This window comes from Glycomyces paridis (genome assembly GCF_004912155.1).
Lineage (GTDB): Bacteria > Actinomycetota > Actinomycetes > Mycobacteriales > Micromonosporaceae > Glycomyces > Glycomyces paridis.
The window spans coordinates 31,594-47,329 of the sequence record NZ_STGX01000003.1; the positions used below are offsets into that span (position 1 = coordinate 31,594).

The 15,736-nt window shown below is 70.4% G+C and carries 13 protein-coding genes; 9 read left to right on the forward strand and 4 right to left on the reverse strand.

Features of this window, described 5'->3' with window-relative positions:
* Window positions 1-128: 128 nt before the first annotated feature.
* A complete protein-coding gene (locus E9998_RS04330) occupies window positions 129-2,144 on the forward strand; it encodes an Hsp70 family protein (protein ID WP_136528485.1) in 2,016 nt (671 codons plus the stop codon).
* A 43-nt stretch (window positions 2,145-2,187) separates the two neighbouring features.
* Here E9998_RS04330 and E9998_RS04335 read toward each other — a convergent pair whose 3' ends face one another.
* The 4 genes from E9998_RS04335 to E9998_RS04350 form a co-directional block, all read right to left on the reverse strand.
* On the reverse strand, window positions 2,188-2,631 hold the full coding sequence (locus tag E9998_RS04335; RefSeq protein WP_136528486.1) for a DoxX family protein: 444 nt from the start codon (window positions 2,629-2,631) through the stop codon (window positions 2,188-2,190).
* Window positions 2,632-2,892: 261 nt separating this feature from the next.
* Window positions 2,893-4,782, reverse strand: coding sequence for a M48 family metallopeptidase (locus E9998_RS04340; RefSeq protein ID WP_136528487.1), 1,890 nt, complete (start codon window positions 4,780-4,782; stop codon window positions 2,893-2,895).
* An 86-nt stretch (window positions 4,783-4,868) separates the two neighbouring features.
* Complete coding sequence (locus E9998_RS04345) at window positions 4,869-6,302, reverse strand: M48 family metallopeptidase (protein ID WP_136528488.1); 1,434 nt, start codon at window positions 6,300-6,302, stop codon at window positions 4,869-4,871.
* Between the two features lie 112 nt (window positions 6,303-6,414).
* Window positions 6,415-6,987 carry a TetR/AcrR family transcriptional regulator gene (locus tag E9998_RS04350; RefSeq protein WP_136528489.1) on the reverse strand — a complete coding sequence of 191 codons (573 nt, stop codon included), beginning with the start codon at window positions 6,985-6,987 and terminating at the stop codon, window positions 6,415-6,417.
* A 135-nt stretch (window positions 6,988-7,122) separates the two neighbouring features.
* On the opposite strand from E9998_RS04350, the gene E9998_RS04355 reads away from it, so the two are divergent.
* The 8 genes from E9998_RS04355 to E9998_RS04390 all read left to right on the forward strand — a co-directional run bounded on the left by E9998_RS04355 (window position 7,123) and on the right by E9998_RS04390 (window position 15,730).
* A complete protein-coding gene (locus E9998_RS04355; protein WP_136528490.1) occupies window positions 7,123-7,326 on the forward strand; it encodes a DUF3046 domain-containing protein in 204 nt (67 codons plus the stop codon).
* Between the two features lie 255 nt (window positions 7,327-7,581).
* Window positions 7,582-8,631, forward strand: coding sequence for a recombinase RecA (recA, locus tag E9998_RS04360; RefSeq protein ID WP_136528491.1), 1,050 nt, complete (start codon window positions 7,582-7,584; stop codon window positions 8,629-8,631).
* Window positions 8,606-9,142 (forward strand): regulatory protein RecX, encoded by a 537-nt coding sequence (locus E9998_RS04365; protein WP_420842411.1) that lies wholly within the window; start codon window positions 8,606-8,608, stop codon window positions 9,140-9,142. Before recA ends, E9998_RS04365 begins: the two co-directional genes overlap by 26 nt.
* Window positions 9,143-9,643: 501 nt before the next feature.
* Window positions 9,644-11,242 carry a phosphoglycerate dehydrogenase gene (gene serA, locus E9998_RS04370; protein ID WP_136528493.1) on the forward strand — a complete coding sequence of 533 codons (1,599 nt, stop codon included), beginning with the start codon at window positions 9,644-9,646 and terminating at the stop codon, window positions 11,240-11,242.
* Between the two features lie 212 nt (window positions 11,243-11,454).
* Entirely contained in the window at window positions 11,455-12,492 is a 1,038-nt protein-coding gene (locus E9998_RS04375) for a 3-isopropylmalate dehydrogenase (RefSeq protein ID WP_136528494.1), read from the forward strand.
* A 186-nt stretch (window positions 12,493-12,678) separates the two neighbouring features.
* Window positions 12,679-13,776, forward strand: a complete 1,098-nt coding sequence (locus E9998_RS04380; protein WP_136528495.1) for a branched-chain amino acid aminotransferase — start codon at window positions 12,679-12,681, stop codon at window positions 13,774-13,776.
* 179 nt (window positions 13,777-13,955) lie between these two features.
* The gene (locus E9998_RS04385) at window positions 13,956-14,549 is read left to right on the forward strand and encodes a hypothetical protein (RefSeq protein ID WP_136528496.1); all 594 of its coding nucleotides are present in this window, start codon (window positions 13,956-13,958) and stop codon (window positions 14,547-14,549) included.
* Window positions 14,546-15,730 (forward strand): PrsW family intramembrane metalloprotease, encoded by a 1,185-nt coding sequence (locus tag E9998_RS04390; RefSeq protein ID WP_136528497.1) that lies wholly within the window; start codon window positions 14,546-14,548, stop codon window positions 15,728-15,730. Before E9998_RS04385 ends, E9998_RS04390 begins: the two co-directional genes overlap by 4 nt.
* Window positions 15,731-15,736: the final 6 nt, after the last annotated feature.

Below are 15,736 nucleotides of genomic sequence, written 5' to 3' on the forward strand. Positions count from 1 at the left end.
GCGCCTGAGCCGGTCTGGTGTTGCCGTTCACCGAACCTTCCAGCCGCCGAACGTGAAGGCTCCCCGAGTGTCCGGGCCCGAGTACGCTGTGTCGGTCACCCTCCACGACCACCCGCAGAAGGCCCGGCATGGACCCTGTCTCCCGAACGGCGGCGGCGCTCGGCGTCGACTTCGGCACCCACAACACGGTCGCGACGGTCGTGCGCGGCGACGGCCGCCGCCACCAGCTCCTCTTCGAGGGCAACCCCCTGCTGCCCTCTGGGATATACCTCGGCATCGATGCAAACGTCCTGGTGGGGCGGGACGCCGCCCGCGAAGGCCGCCTGCGTCCCGAGCGCTACGAGCGCAACCCCAAGCTCCGCCTCGGCGAGGGCTCGCTCCTCCTGGCCGACAAGGAGATTCCGGTCCGCGAGGCGGTCGCCGCCGTGCTGCGCCGCGTCATCGCCGAATGCGGGACCACCGCAGGCCTTCCGCGCGCCGTCACCGTGACCGTGCCCGCCGGGTGGGGTCCGGCGAGGCGACACATCGTCGCCGACGCCGCCGCGTCCGCCGGCGCGGGCGCGCCGATCCTCATGCCCGAGCCGGTGGCCGCCGCCCGCTACTTCGCCGAGGTCCTCGGCCACGCGCTCGAACCCGGCCGCGCGGTCGTCGTCTTCGACCTCGGCGCGGGCACCTTCGACGCGAGCGCGGTGGCCCGCACCGGCACCGGCTACGAAGTCCTCGCCGTCGACGGCTCGGACCGCATCGGCGGCCACTACCTGGACCAGGCCCTCGTCGAGTACCTCGGCGGGCGCTACGACGGCTCCGAGGAGCGCGCCGGGCAGTGGCGCGCCCTGCTCGCCCCCGGCGCCCCGAGCGCGACCCTCCGGCGCCGGTTCGCGCTCTACGACGAGGTCCGCGAGGCCAAGGAGCGCCTGTCGCGCAGCACCGCGACCGAGATCGCCGTGCCCGGCTTCGCCAACGACGAGCTGATGACCCGCGCCGAACTCGAACTCCTCGCCCGCCCGCTCCTGACCGAGGCCGTCGCGATCACCAAGGCCGTCATGCGCGAGGCCGGGCTCGGCCCCGACCGGGTGGCTGGCGTCTTCATGGTCGGCGGTGCAAGCCGGATGCCCTTGGCCGCCACCATGATCCACCAGGAACTCGGCATCGCGCCGACGCTCATCGAGCAGCCCGAGCTCGTCGTGAGCGAAGGCGCGGTCGCCGGATCGGCCACCGCGCCGCCGCTCCCGGTCACCCCGGCCGCCGCGCTGCCGCCGGTCACCCCGGCCGCCTCACCGTCCCCGCAGACGCCCGGCACCCTCCCGCCCGCGGGCTACGCGGCCCCCGCGCTCCTGTCCCCGGTGCTTCCCGTCCGTCCGAACCGGACGGTGCCGTGGCTGCTGGCACTCGTCGTCGTGCTCGCCTTGGCGCTCGTGGCGGGCGTGACCTGGTTCCTCACCGACGCCGCCGGCCGCGACGGCGAGCCGTCGGGCGAGAGCGACACCACCGAGGAGACCTCGGCGAGCGCTGTTGAAGAGACCGCCGACGAGACCGCCGACTGGAGCGAGGTGTCGATCGTCGCGATCGACACGACGCCGACCACGATCACGGTCCGCACCAGCGCCGAAGAGGGCATGGAGGGCTGCACCGCCGTCATCGACGCCGGAGCGGGCGCCGAGACCTACCCGGAGCAGCCTTGCGACGAGTTCACGCTTGAGGAGCTGTGGGCGAACACCGGCTACGCGGTCGCCGTCTACGGCCCGGGGGAGGACCCGGCGGACGCCGAGGCGACGCCGCTCGAAGGCGAGGCGACCACGCCGATGCAGCTCGGGACGGTCTACTGGGACTGCCCTTCGACCCGGGAGTACTGCCGCGAGCAGGGCGGCGACCCGGGCGTCCGGGGGACTGCCGACGTCGCCGACACCGTCGCCTATGCCGAAGTGGGGGAGGAGTTCGACCTCGTCTGTTACGAGACCGCCGAGACGATCACGCCGCGCGGCGAGGAGGCCGACGGCTACTGGGACTACCACCCGGGCAAGGACGCCTCCGACGTCATGGTGCGGGTGCGGTTGAGCGAGGGGGAGTTCGGCTACGTGCCGTTCGTGTGGCTCGTCATCGACCCCGAGGACGTGAACTCGCTCGGGGGCGTGCGGCCGTGCTGAAGGTCCGGGCGGCGCCGATCGCTCGGCGCCGCCCGGATGCGGTTCAGACTGCGCTTTCGGCCGGGGCGGGCTCGGCCGCCTCGTCCTTCTTGTTGAGCCAGAGTTTGTCGAGCGCCCAGGCGCCGCCTCCGGAGAATCCGATCGCGACCGAGAGCGCCGCGAGGGTCAGGACGTATTCGAAACCGCCGTTTCTCGAGTAGAAGCCGCCGTCGAGGTGGACGAAGTACATCGCGCCGAGCATGATGCCCGCGAGTACGAGTCCGGTGAGCGGCATGAGCGCGCCGACGATGAGCAGCACGCCGCCCACGAGTTCGGCGGTGGCGGTGAAGTAGGCCGAGAGCGCGGGTGCCGGGATACCCAAGCTCTCGAAGCTCTGCACCGAGTGGTCGATGCCGTCGGCGAACTTCTGCCAGCCGTGTGCGATGAAGACGACGCCGAGCATGACGCGTCCGATGAGCAGTCCGTACGGTTGGAGTCTGGCGAACATATATGCCCTCCCAGGTTGGTGCTGCACTGGTTCGAGCCGACAGGGAGCGCCGGACAGGGGTCGCCGTTGACCGCTGTCTCCGGGTGGGGAGCCCGAGGCAGCATTCGTTGATAGTTCAACTAACCCGGGATCATACCAAGAAATATAGGTACATGTAAATATGCACCGTGTTCACAGTATGTTGCCTGATTTGCTCGATATCTCCAAAGGGACGAAAGAGGCGGCGGGCAACGCCCGCCGCCTCCGCTCCGACCGCGCCCCCTAGCGCTCGGCGAGCTGCTTCATCAGTTGCTCGACCACCTCGAACGGCTTCCCAACGTCGTCACTGGAGAGTTTCTCCACCAACATGTGCGTCGCGCCCGCCTGCGTTGTGATCGTCGCCTTGAAGCTCAAGCCCTTCAGGCGCTCGACGTGCTTGACCTCTTCGAACGGCAGCCACAGCGCCGAGGCCTTGACCAGGCCCTCCATGCCGCCGGACTCCTCCATGACGGCACGCAGCCGCTTCTCGCCCTCGCCGGAGCGCGGCCGGATCGGCACGAACGCCAACCCCGTCGTCGCGGCGAACATGTGGTGCTTGACCCCGTCGAGCTCGACCACGTCGGTGGCCGCGATGATCCGGGCCTTCTCGGCCGCATGGGAGGCCGCGTCGCCGCTGCCGCTCGGAGCGCCCAGTGCCACGTCGACGCCCCGCTCCGCCAGCAGCGCCCGCGCCTTCGCGGCGTCGGCGCCCGGCCCGACCAGCGCCTCCGCGACCCCGGCGAGGTCGAACGGCTCGCCGTCCGAGCCCAGGACCTTCATCGGCCCGTCCCAGCTCAGCTCCACCCGCAGCGCGCCCGAGGCCTCGGCCGCGCTCGCGACCATCGCGTTCACGCCCGAGCGCGGGAAGTTCGCGCCCGCGAGGCTCTTGAGGAACGCCTCGCCGCGACCGGCCTCGATCTCGCCGATGAACGCGTCCAGGTTCGCCTTCTCGGCGCCGAGCACCCGACCGATCGCCCGGTAGGCCGCGTCGGCCTGCTTGCGCTGGGAGACGGCCACGACGCGGTGGCACAGCTCCGACCACGGCACCCGCTCGACCTCCGCGGAGATCCACTCCGCGTCCACGCGCTCGGCGACCGCGTTGAAGTCGGCGAGGAGCCCGGTGGCGGGCGCCTCGTCCCCGGCCTGCGGGCCCCCGGGCACGCCCTCGAGCGCGGCGACGCGGTCGGCGATCGCCGGGTGGGTGTCGCGCCGGTGCGTCTCACTCGGCAGCGGCGCGCTCCGCAGCTCCGCGATCTCCTCGGCGCGGCCCTCACGGAAGGACTTGAACCCGCCGAACACGTCCCGCGGCACCAGGCGCTCGCCCGCGCCAAGAAGCATGTACTGCTCCGTGAAACGCTCCCAGGCGGCGGCCATGACCGGCAGCTCCCGGAACGCCGAGCGGGTGTTCTCCCCGCCGGTCATCCTCGCCGCGACCTGGTCGGCCTCGAACTCCTGGGTCCGGCTCACACTCGCCTGCACGGTGAAGAACAGCTCCGCATACGCCCGGAACAGCCAGTTCACCGGGTTGAACCGGCGCGAGGCGAACGCGTTCAGCATGAGCTGAACCGAGACGTGGCCCCGGTAGGCCAGCGCGCCGAGGCGCGTGTGCGACTCCGAGTAGTGGCCGAACTCGTGGCCGATGACCGAGCGGAACTGCCCGGTGCTGAAGGAGGACAGGAGCGGCAGCCCGACGATGAGGTACCGGCGCCCGCCGATGAGGCCGAGCGCCTTCGTCTGCTCGGTGACGGCGGCGTTGAACTCCGGGTCCACGATGATCTCGTCGGGACCGCGGGTCCCCGCGGCCTCCGCCGAGCGCTCGGCCAACTCCCACAGGCCGGGAGCGTCCTCGCGGGAGAGCCGAACGCCTTGCGGCGCTTCGGACTTGTGCCGCAGTGCCCGGTACAGCGCCACGATCACGGCGAGCGTGATGCCGCCGCCGAAGACGATCACCTCGACGCTGGCGCGACTGCTGCCGAACTTCGAGACCGCATACACGGTCCCGGCCGCGACCGCGGCGGCGATGACCAGGGCGTAAATGTAGAAGCCGCCGAGCAGCACCACGGAGATCGCGGCGCGCAGCGCGGTGGACTTGCGAGGGGAAGGGGCACTATTCGACATGTCTGAGGGACTCATGTGGAGGAATATTAGTGATGTTCGCGCAGCCCTCCTGCAGGGGCTGCGTATCCGGCCCGGCTATTTCTGCGGCAGGCGCGTTCCCCTCAGCTTCCCTCCGGACCCGAGTCGAGTGCGGCCAGCGCGATGTCGACGCCGACTTCCTTGAGCTGCAACCGGAATCGGGCCGGGTCAGGAGGGATCGAGAAGAGAGGTTTCTGCAATACCCGGGTATCGAACGGTCGACCGTCGACGCACTTCGGCGCCATCGTTCCGGCCCAGGGGATCTCGGTTCGCAGCGCCTTTGAGGCGAACGCGGCGCAGACGAGCATCGACTCGAATCCGTTCGCGGGGAACCGCGCTCGATCCAGCGAACGGAACAGGCGGTCACGGCGGCCCGCCTCGATCTCGGCGACGACGGCATCGAGCCCCGCGGGCCTGCTCGGAAGCGCTTTGGCGATCGCTTGGTACGCCGCCGCTGCCACGGGGCGGTGGAAGCCGAGCGAGGCTCGCTCGCCGAGGTCGCCCCAGTCGACGCGTTCGCTTCCAGGTGCCGTGTAACGGTCTTCGAACCGCGCCCGCAGTCGATCGGCATCGGCGAGGAGGTCCAGCGCGGTCGCGCCGTCGTTCTCGTGCGCCGTTCCCTCGATTCCGTCGGTTGCGGCGAACCGTCGGCGGAACGAGGGGTAGCGCGAGCGCGGGTTCCCGTTGTCGAGCGTGAGACTGAGGAGCGCGGCGATCTCGTCTGGATGGTGCTCTCTGTACAGGGCGTATCCACCGAGGACATCACTCGGCACCAGGCGCGCCCGGTCCCAGCGGCGCAGGAACCGATGGTCGAACGAGTGCCAGGCCCATTCGGTCGCCAAGGTCTCGCGCAGCGCGGATTGCAGGTGCGCACCGCCTGCGACCTGCGCCGCCCTCATGTCGGCATCGAAGGTCATCGCCCGGTCGGTCGCGCCGTGCAGTTCGAAGTACAGGTCGGCGTAGCCCCTGAGCGGCCAAGCGAGCGGATTCCTGCGGTGCAGGAGCGGGTGGCGCAGGGCCAGTCGCAGCAGGTCGCGCCCGGTCGTGGTGCGGGCATGGCGCCAGGCCCAACCGGTCGTGGCGGCGAGGAGCCGGGCGATGAGCGCGCGGGCCTGTCCGGTGGTCAGCGACGTCAGCAGCGGCAGTCCGACGGTGACGGTGAACGACGTCCTTGTGCGCTCGGTGAAGGCCCACAGGCGGAATTCGGGATGCGCATCGACGACGATCGAATCGGGCATCGGCGATCCGAGTGCGCTCGCGGTGCGCTCCGCCAGGTCCCATAGTCCGGGGGCGTCCTCCCGGCTGAGCGGTGTGCCCTCCGGACGTCGCCGCAAGACGGCGCGGTGCGCCTTGGCGAGTGGCCAGGTCTGCGCGAGTACTCCCAAGGCTCCCAACGCCGCCAGTACGTAGAGGCCCAGGTCCAGAGGCGCCTCGAAGCTCAGTCGGCGGCCGAACGCCCATGGCAGGAGAGCGACGAAACAGGCCGCGAAGACCGTGTACGCGTAGACGCCCCGCATCAGGACCGATGCAAGGACCACACGCCGTCTGTGGAATCTGCGAGCGCCTGGGGCGGCGGTGGTCGCGAGTGGTCTCGAGGGGTTCATCTGCCGAATGCTAGATGAGAGGTCCTCAGTGGCGGCGGACTGCGTCTTCGACCAGTTGGAGGACTCGGGGGATGTCGAGGTCGTCGCGGCCTGTCGCCAGGTAGCGGACGAGGCCGTCGTACATGAGCTGGAGGAAACCGGCCAGCACCTCGATGTCGAGGTCGGTGCGCAGCACGCCGATCTCGCGCTGGTGCTCCAGACGCTCGCGGCTGGCCTCGGCGATTGCCTCGCGGCGGCGGCCCCAGGCCTCGGCGAACACCGGGTCGGTGCGCAGACGCCGAGCGACCTCCAGTTGCGTGCCGAGCCAACCGGCGATCTCGGGCTTGTCGGCCCCGGCCGTGAGGTCCTGCATCACCCCGACCAGGCCGCGCTCGGCGACCGTGGCCGCCATCTCGGCCGCGTCGACCGACGCCACCGCCAGGAACAGCGCGTCCTTGTCGCGGAAGTGGTGGAAGATCGCCCCTCGTGAGAGCCCCGTGGCCTCTTCGAGCCGCCGTACGGTCGCCCCCTCGTAGCCGAACCGGGCGAAACACGAACGGGCGCCGTCGAGGATCTGCTGACGGCGGGAGTCGAGGTGTTCTTGGCTGACGCGAGGCACCTGGCAATCTTGCCACCTGGGCTTGGCCCCAGGCCATGCAGTCGCCTACCGTAGTGCCCGAGGAGCCGCCACCGCAGCGGCGCGCCGCACGGCGCGGACCGGCGGGGCGGCGCGACGACGAGGGGCGGCGGGCGCGTGAAACTGAGCGACTTCTGGGATCGGATGCACGAGACCTTCGGGCGGACCTACGCCCGCTCCGTGGCGAGCGACCACACTCTCTCCCAGCTCGGCGGACGCACCATCGACCAGGCGCTGGCCGAGGGCGAGAACGCCAAGGCCGTGTGGATGGCGGTGTGCCGCGCCTGGCCGGAGCGCATCCCGTCCCGCCTGGTCCGGTAGGGCGGGTCTGACCGGGGAGGCGTCCGGCGCGCCGCCGGGGGTTGTGCTCGCCGGTGCTCTGATGCGTGCCTCCCTCGTCTCCCTGAACCGTGCTTCCTTCATCTCCGTGAGCTGTGCGTTCCTCATCTCTGCGAGCTGTGCTTCTTTCATCTCTGCGAGATGTGCCCTGTTCGAACAAGCCGTTGTTCTAGGTTGTCGGAGGGGCCGACTACCGTATTCGGTATGGCTAAGCAGACAGGATCCAGGGGAGGCGGAATGAATTCCGCTCAGGACAAGGCCAAGGCGCTCGATCTCGCGCTGGCCCAGATCGACAAGCAGTTCGGCAAGGGCTCGGTCATGCGACTGGGCGAGAAGCCGAAGCAGAACGTCAAGACCATCTCGACCGGTTCGATCGCGCTCGACGTGGCGCTCGGCGTCGGGGGTCTGCCGCAGGGCCGGATCATCGAGATCTACGGTCCCGAGTCCAGCGGTAAGACCACGATCGCCCTGCACGCCATGGCGAATGTGCAGGCCGAGGGCGGTGTGGCGGCGATGATCGACGCCGAGCACGCGCTCGACCCGATCTACGCCGAGAAGCTCGGCGTGAACGTCGACGACCTCCTGGTCAGCCAGCCGGACACCGGTGAGCAGGCGCTGGAGATCGCCGACATGCTGGTCCGATCCGGCGCGGTCGACCTCATCGTCATCGACTCGGTGGCCGCGCTCGTGCCGCGCGCCGAGATCGAGGGCGAGATGGGCGACTCGCACGTGGGCCTCCAGGCCCGGCTCATGAGCCAGGCCCTGCGGAAGATCACCGGCGGCCTGAACACCACGGGCACCACGATGATCTTCATCAACCAGCTGCGCGAGAAGATCGGCGTCATGTTCGGCTCGCCGGAGACCACGGCCGGTGGTAAAGCGCTCAAGTTCTACGCTTCGGTGCGCCTGGACATCCGCCGGATCGAGACGCTCAAGGACGCCGGCGAGGCCGTCGGCAACCGCACCCGCGTCAAGGTCGTCAAGAACAAGGTCGGCTCGCCGTTCCGCCAGGCCGAGTTCGACATCCTCTACGGGCACGGCGTGTCCAAGGAGGGCTCGCTCATCGACATGGGCGTCGACCAGGGCATCGTGAAGAAGTCCGGCGCCTGGTACACCTACGAGGGCGACCAGCTCGGCCAAGGCAAGGAGAAGGCCCGGCTCACCCTCAAGGAGAACCCGGACCTGGCCCTGGAGATCGAGAAGAAGATCAAGGAGAAGCTCGGCGTCGACGCCGCCGTGGACGTGCCGAGCGAGGACGAGATTGAAGAACCCCCGGTCGACTTCTAAGCCCGGAGATCCCGAGGCGGCCCGGCAGTACTGTCTCCAACTGCTGTCGGGCCGGCCGCGGACCCGCTCCGAACTCGGTGACTCGATGCGCCGCAAGGGCTTCGAGGAGACCGTGGTCGCCGACATCCTGGAGCGGTACGCCGAGGTCGGGCTCATTGACGACGCGGTCTTCGCTCGAGCCTGGGTCGAGTCCCGCCACCGCTCGCGCGGCCTGTCCAAGCGCTCCCTGCAAGGGGAGCTGCGCCGCAAGGGCGTCGACCCCGACTTCATCGACGCCGCCGTCGAGCAGGTCAGCGACGAGGACGAACGCGCCGCCGCCCTCGAACTCGCCCGCCGCCGCTACCGCTCGCTCGCGGGCCAGAGCGACGACGCGGTCCTGCGGAAACTCGTCGGCATGCTCGCCCGCAAGGGCTACGGCTCGGGCATCGCCATCCCCGTCGTCAAACAAGTCCTCGCCGAGGCCGAAAGCGACGCCGCCGAACTCCTCGACGAGGACGCCCACTTCGAATGAGTCCCGCGGGCGACCGTCGCGCCCGAGAGCACGAACTCCTCGACGAGGACGCTCGCTTCGAATGAGCCTCGCAGGCGACCGTCGCGGCCGAGGGCCGGGCACGGTTTGCTCGCGCGAACGGCGATGGCGCTGGCCGCCTGGTTCGGCCGGTGTGTTCCGGCCCGCCCGTGTGGCGCTGCCCGCCGGGCGATCCCATTCATCGGGATTTTCGGCGAATGCAGGTGTCGGAGGCGGCGGGCACCATCGAAGCCGGGGGCGGTTGCGAATTGAGTGGGGCTCATGTCCGCATTCGCCCCCGAATCAAAAGTGACGCAAGGGTACGACAGCGACTCCCCGGCGGTATGGCAACGGCTCTGTGAGGACCCTTCGGGGTCCTCTCGTTCCATCATCCGGAATGCGGCAGGTCGGTAAGGAGCCGTTAACGCGATCGACATACCATTGCCCCGACGACGCAGCGCCGCGCCCGGTCCTCCGTCTCTCCTTACCTTTGCGAGGTATCCCATGACCGAACCGAAACCCGTCGTGGTCATCGCCGACCAGCTCGCGCCCGCCGCGATCGAGGTCCTCTCCGGGGACTTCGACGTCCGGGAGATCGACGGTACGAACGTGGCATCCCTCCACGCCGCGCTGACCGACGCCGACGCCGTGATCGTCCGCTCCGCCACCACCATCGACGCCCCCGCGATGGAGGCCGCGCCGAAGCTCAAGGTCATCGCCCGCGCGGGCGTCGGCCTCGACAACGTCGACCTCCCCACCGCCACCGAGCGCGGCGTCATGGTCGTCAACGCGCCGACCTCCAACATCGTGTCCGCCGCCGAGCAGGCCATCACGCTGCTGCTCGCCAGCGCGCGCCACATCGCCCGCGCCGACGCCTCGCTGCGCGCCGGGCGCTGGGACCGCAAGAAGTTCACCGGCGTCGAGATCCAGGGCAAGACCCTCGGCGTGGTCGGCTTCGGCAAGATCGGACAGCTCGTCACCACCCGCATGCAGTCCTTCGACATGGACGTGGTCGCCTACGACCCGTACGCGCAGCCCGCGCTGGCCGCGAAGCTCGGCGTCAAGCTCGTCGACCTCGACACGCTGCTGTCGGTCGCCGACTTCATCACGATCCACCTGCCGAAGACCCCCGAGACCGTCGGGATCATCGGCGAGGACGCCCTGAACAAGGTCAAGCCCGGCGTGCGGATCGTCAACGCCGCCCGCGGCGGCCTCATCGACGAGGACGCGCTCGCCGCGGCCCTCCAGGACGGGCGCGTCGCCGCCGCCGGCCTCGACGTCTTCGTCAAGGAGCCGTGCACCGACTCGCCGCTGTTCGCCCTCGACAACGTGGTCGCCGCCCCGCACCTGGGCGCCTCCACCCGCGAGGCCCAGGACAACGCGGGCCTGGCGGTCGCCAAGAGCGTCAAACTTGCCTTGTCTGGCGAGTTCGTGCCCGATGCGGCCAACGTCCAGGCCGGCGGCATCGTCGCCGAGGCCGTGCGCCCGCTCCTGCCGCTGGCCGAGCGCCTGGGCCGCACCTTCAACGCGCTGGCCGGCTCGGCCGTCCAGTCGGTGACGGTGGAGGTCCGCGGCGAGGTCATCGAGCACGACGTGACGGTGCTCCAGCTCGCGGCGTCCAAGGGCCTGTTCGTGGACGTGGCCGACTCGGTCACCTACGTGAACGCGCCGCTCGTGGCCGAGCAGCGCGGCGTCGAGGTCGGTCTGCTGACGGCGAAGGAGTCGCCGGAGTACCAGACCGAGCTGACCCTGCGCGGGGCGATGGTCGACGGCCGGGGCCTCCAGGTCTCGGGCACGATCAGCCCCGGCCCGCACGGCGGCCCGCGCCTGACCGAGATCGACGGCTTCGAGCTCGACATCGACCTGGACGGCTCGCTGCTGTTCCTGCGCTACGGCGACCGCCCCGGCGTGGTCGGCCTCATCGGCGGGACCCTGGGCGACCTGGGCATCAACATCGCCGCGATGCAGGTGGCCCGCAAGGCCGCCGGCGGGGAGGCCGTCATGGCGATGGCCCTGGACGCGCCGGTGCCCGCCGAGGTGCTCGGCCGCATCAAGGAAGCGGTCGGCGCGACGGGCGTCAAAGCGGTGACGCTCAAGGACTAGCGGCGCGTCGGAACGTCCCCGAAGTGGACGTTCTTCGATGCGTTCCAACTGCTGAGAGTCGTTCGTCGGAATGCGGGACGGGTGCGTTAAGGTGAACGCACCCGCCCGCATTCCGCATTATCGGGAATGAATCGACCGGCAGTGGAGCGACAGGCCTTCCGACGGCCGCGCGACGAGGCGGGGGCATCGAGCATCGGCATCAGAGAGGCAGCATGAGCAGGATCGCGGTCATCCCGGGCGACGGGATCGGGCAAGAGGTCATCGCCGAGGCGCAGAAGGTGCTCGCCGTGGCCCTTCCCGGATACGAGTCGACCGAGTACGACCTGGGTGCGCGCCGCTACAACCGCACCGGCGAGGTCCTGCCCGACTCGGTGCTGTCCGAACTGGACGAGCACGACGCGATCCTCCTGGGCGCCATCGGCGACCCGTCCGTGCCCCCCGGGGTCCTCGAACGCGGCCTGCTGCTCAAGTTGCGCTTCGAGTTCGACCAGTACGTGAACCTGCGCCCGAGCCGCCTGTTCCCGGGCGCGTCCTCGCCGCTCGCCGACGTCAAGCCCGGCGACATCGACTTCGTGGTCGTCCGCGAGGGCACCGAGGGCCTGTACACCGGCGCCGGCGGCAACCTCCACACCGGTTCGGCCGCGGAGATCGCCACCGAGGAGTCCCTGAACACGCGCTACGGCACCGAGCGGGTCGTCCGCGACGCGTTCGAGCGCGCCCGCCGCCGCCGCGGCCACCTGACGCTGGTGCACAAGACGAACGTCCTCGTGCACGCCGGCGGCCTGTGGAAGCGCGCGTTCGACGAGGTCGCCGTCGAGTACCCGGACGTGACCACCGAGTACCAGCACGTCGACGCCGCGGCCATGTTCCTGGTGAACCGCCCGCACACCTTCGACGTGATCGTCACCGACAACCTGTTCGGCGACATCCTCACCGACATCGCCGCGGCGGTGACCGGCGGCATCGGGCTGGCCGCGACCGGCTCGATCAACCCCGACCACACGCACCCCTCGACGTTCGAGCCCGTCCACGGCTCGGCGCCCGACATCGCCGGCCAGGGCGTCGCCGACCCGGTGGCCGCGATCGGCTCCACCGCGCTCCTGCTGGAGCACCTCGGCCGCGCCGACGCCGCCGTCGCGGTGAACGCCGCCGTGGAGCGCGAACTCGCCGGACGCGAGTCCGGCGCCACGATCCGGACCGGCGAGGTGGGCGACCGAGTAGCCGCCGACGTCGCCGGCCAGCTCAGCTGAAAGCAGCTTCGACGCCCGGCGGGCCAGCGTTCGACCAGAACGCCTCGCCGGGCGTTTTCTCGTGCCGGCGACCACCGGGCCACACGCCGCCCGCCCACCTGAACGAGCGGTAAGTTAGGCGTCAGGACCACTGAGCACCGCCAAAACGATCCTTACCGAGCCTTTTTTGAACTGAAGGACGATTCCATGACAAGCGAGGGTCTTCCCGACCTGCGGCGCGAGCCGCACCCGAACCCGCTTCCGGACGAGGAGCGCGAGCGCATCCTCGCCGACCCCGTGTTCGGCACCGTGTTCACCGACCACATGTTCTCCATGACCTGGACCGAGGGCCGCGGCTGGCACAGCGCCACCGTCAAGCCCTACGGGCCGCTCACGCTCTCGCCCGCGGCGGCGGTGCTCCACTACGCCCAGGAGATCTTCGAGGGCCTCAAGGCCTACCGGTACGAGGACGGCGGCATCGGCCTGTTCCGCGCCGAGGCCAACGCGCGCCGCCTCAACATCTCCGCCACCCGCATGGCCATGCCGCACCTCCCAGAGGAGTGGTTCCTGGCCTCGGTCCGCGAGCTCCTCGCGGTGGACGGCGCCTGGGTTCCCGGCCAGGACGAGTCGACGCTCTACCTGCGCCCGTACATGATCGCCTCCGAGGCGTTCCTCGGCGTGCGTCCGGCGAAGGAGTACCAGTACCTCCTCATCGCCTCCCCGGCGGCGGCCTACTTCAAGGGCGGCCCCAAGCCGCTGACGCTGTGGGTCTCCGAGGAGTACAACCGGGCCGGGCCCGGCGGCACCGGCGCGGCCAAGGCCGGCGGGAACTACGCCGCGAGCCTCCTGCCGCAGTCCGAGGCCATCGAGCAGGGCTGTGACCAGGTGATCTTCCTCGACGCCGTCGAGTTCAAGTACGTCGACGAGCTCGGCGGCATGAACCTCTTCTTCGCCTACGAGGACGAGCGGGTGCTCTACACCCCTGAACTGGGCACCATCCTTCCCGGCATCACCCGCGACGCCATCCTCACCCTCGCCGCCGAGGCCGGCTGGGAGGTCCGCGAGACGAAGTACTCGATCGACCGCTGGCGCCGCGACGCCGAGTCCGGCCTCCTCACCGAGGCCTTCGCCTGCGGCACCGCCGCGGTCATCACGCCGGTCGGCACCGTCAAGAGCCGCTCCGGCGAGTTCCAGGTGGGCGGGGGCGAGGCCGGGAAGTTCACCATGCACCTGCGCCAGACCCTCCTCGACCTCCAGTACGGCAGGGCCGAGGACACCCACGGCTGGACCACCCGGGTCGCCTGAGGCCCACGGCGACCGGTCCGCGCCGCCACCGCGGCGCGGATCGGCCGAAACCGGGCGCGAGGCGCCCCGCGCCCCGTACCCTGGACGCACGGTCACGGCGCCCGCTCGCGGGGCCGTAGGTACACAAGGCGCGGAGTGCCGAACGCACTCCGCGTCTTGCGCGCTACAGGGAGCGGGATTTGGGCGAGGTCACCATTCGGCTGAACCGGCTGGGGCTGGAGCGGGGACGCATGTGGCAGGCGGTCCTCGCCGCCCTCGCCATCGCACTCCCCATGGGCGTGTGGCTCGGACTCGAACGGGCCCTTGGCGACTCGGTCCAGAGCATCACCGACGGCGAGACCCTCTACCTCCAGTCCTACCCCGTCGCCGGGGCCGGGCTGAAGTTCGAACTGCCCGGGGACGGCTGGACCAGCCCCGGCGTCCACTTCGCCGACCAGCGCCAGAACTTCACCCGCGACCACCTCACCGCCTCCGTCGAGGTCGACTCCGGCGTCGACAGCCTCGAACGCCTCCTCCAGCGCCGCGCCGAACCCATCGTCGCCCAGAACGGCTACACGTACACCGACCTGCGCGAGTACACCGACACCGGCTCCGGCCTCACCGGGTACCGCGCCGACATCATCGGCATCGACACCGCCGGGTCGATCACCGTGGTCGGCAACGACAAGGGCGCCGCCGCGATCCTCGTCCTCCTCGCCCCCGGCGCCGACCCGCGCGCCGAACAGGTCGACCCCGCCCCCTACCTCGCCTCGTTCCGGCTGGAGGGCGAATGACCGTCCGCACCGAACGCGTCGTCGTGGAGAGCCAGGGCGCCTTCATCCGGCTGCGCCGCCCCGCCTACTGGCTCTTCGTCGCCTGCCTCGTCTACGGCCTGCTCGAACTCGGCCGCGTCCTCTCGCCCTCCTACGGCGACATCGCCACCGCCCTGTGGGCCTCCATCGCCATCAACGCCGTCCTCGCCGTCGTCTTCCTGACGATCCTCTCGCGCCTCGACCTGTTCGAACGCGAACCGCCGACCGTCCGCGCCGCCGCCGTCTGCTGGGGCGGCCTCGCCGCCGTCGCGTTCGCCATGATCGCCAACAACGCCGCGCTCGTCGTCCTCGCCGAACTCACCGACTCCCGGTGGGCGCGCAAATGGGGCCCGGCCATCGCCGGGCCGCTCAACGAGGAATGGCTCAAGGCCCTCGGCGTCGTCCTGCTGGTCCTCATCGTCCGCGAGCACTTCGACCGCTCCATCGACGGCCTCATCTACGGCGCGCTCGTCGGCCTCGGCTTCCAAGTGGTCGAGAACCTCACGTACGCGATCAACTTCGCCGTCCTCAACCCCAACTCGGACCTCTCGGGCGCCCTCAGCGTCACCTTCACCCGCGTCCTCGTCGCCGGCCCCTGGTCGCACCCGCTGTACACCGGTGCCGCCGGGCTCGGCATCGCCTTCTTCGTGACTCAGACGCGCCGGCGCCTCGGTACCCGCGTCGGCGTCGGCGTCGGCCTGTTCGCGCTGGCCCTGGGCATGCACGGCCTGTGGAACCTGCCGGTCCCCGGCGGGCTCACGCCCGCCCTGGCCATACCGCTCACCTACGGGAAGGGCCTGATCATCCTGGGCCTGTTCTTCGTGCTCTACCACTTCGCGGCCCGCGCCGAATGGCACTGGTTCGTCACCACGATGTCCGACGAGGACGAAGCGGTGATCACCACCGAGGACCTGACCGAGATGCGCTCGCTGCGCAGCCGCCGCAAGGCCCGCAAGCGCGCCGCGAAGCGCTGGGGCAAACCCGCCGCCCACCTGCTGCGCAAACTCCAGCGCGAACTGGTGAACCTCGCGACGCTCGTCGCCCGCGACCAGCGCCGCGGCGAACAGGCCCCCGACGGGCCCGACGTCGCCGCCGTCAAACGCAACATCACCGCGATCCGGACCGAACTCGCCGAGGCGAAGCGGACCGGCTCGCCGAAGTGACCGCCC

What these genes read in the sequence shown, in the direction of transcription:
- E9998_RS04330 (WP_136528485.1), top strand. Translation starts at nt 129, where the DNA reads ATGGACCCTGTCTCCCGAACGGCGGCGGCGCTCGGCGTCGACTTCGGC.
- E9998_RS04335 (WP_136528486.1), bottom strand. Translation starts at nt 2,631, where the DNA reads ATGTTCGCCAGACTCCAACCGTACGGACTGCTCATCGGACGCGTCATG.
- E9998_RS04340 (WP_136528487.1), bottom strand. Translation starts at nt 4,782, where the DNA reads ATGAGTCCCTCAGACATGTCGAATAGTGCCCCTTCCCCTCGCAAGTCC.
- E9998_RS04345 (WP_136528488.1), bottom strand. Translation starts at nt 6,302, where the DNA reads ATGCGGGGCGTCTACGCGTACACGGTCTTCGCGGCCTGTTTCGTCGCT.
- recA (WP_136528491.1), top strand. Translation starts at nt 7,582, where the DNA reads ATGAATTCCGCTCAGGACAAGGCCAAGGCGCTCGATCTCGCGCTGGCC.
- serA (WP_136528493.1), top strand. Translation starts at nt 9,644, where the DNA reads ATGACCGAACCGAAACCCGTCGTGGTCATCGCCGACCAGCTCGCGCCC.
- E9998_RS04375 (WP_136528494.1), top strand. Translation starts at nt 11,455, where the DNA reads ATGAGCAGGATCGCGGTCATCCCGGGCGACGGGATCGGGCAAGAGGTC.
- E9998_RS04380 (WP_136528495.1), top strand. Translation starts at nt 12,679, where the DNA reads ATGACAAGCGAGGGTCTTCCCGACCTGCGGCGCGAGCCGCACCCGAAC.
- E9998_RS04390 (WP_136528497.1), top strand. Translation starts at nt 14,546, where the DNA reads ATGACCGTCCGCACCGAACGCGTCGTCGTGGAGAGCCAGGGCGCCTTC.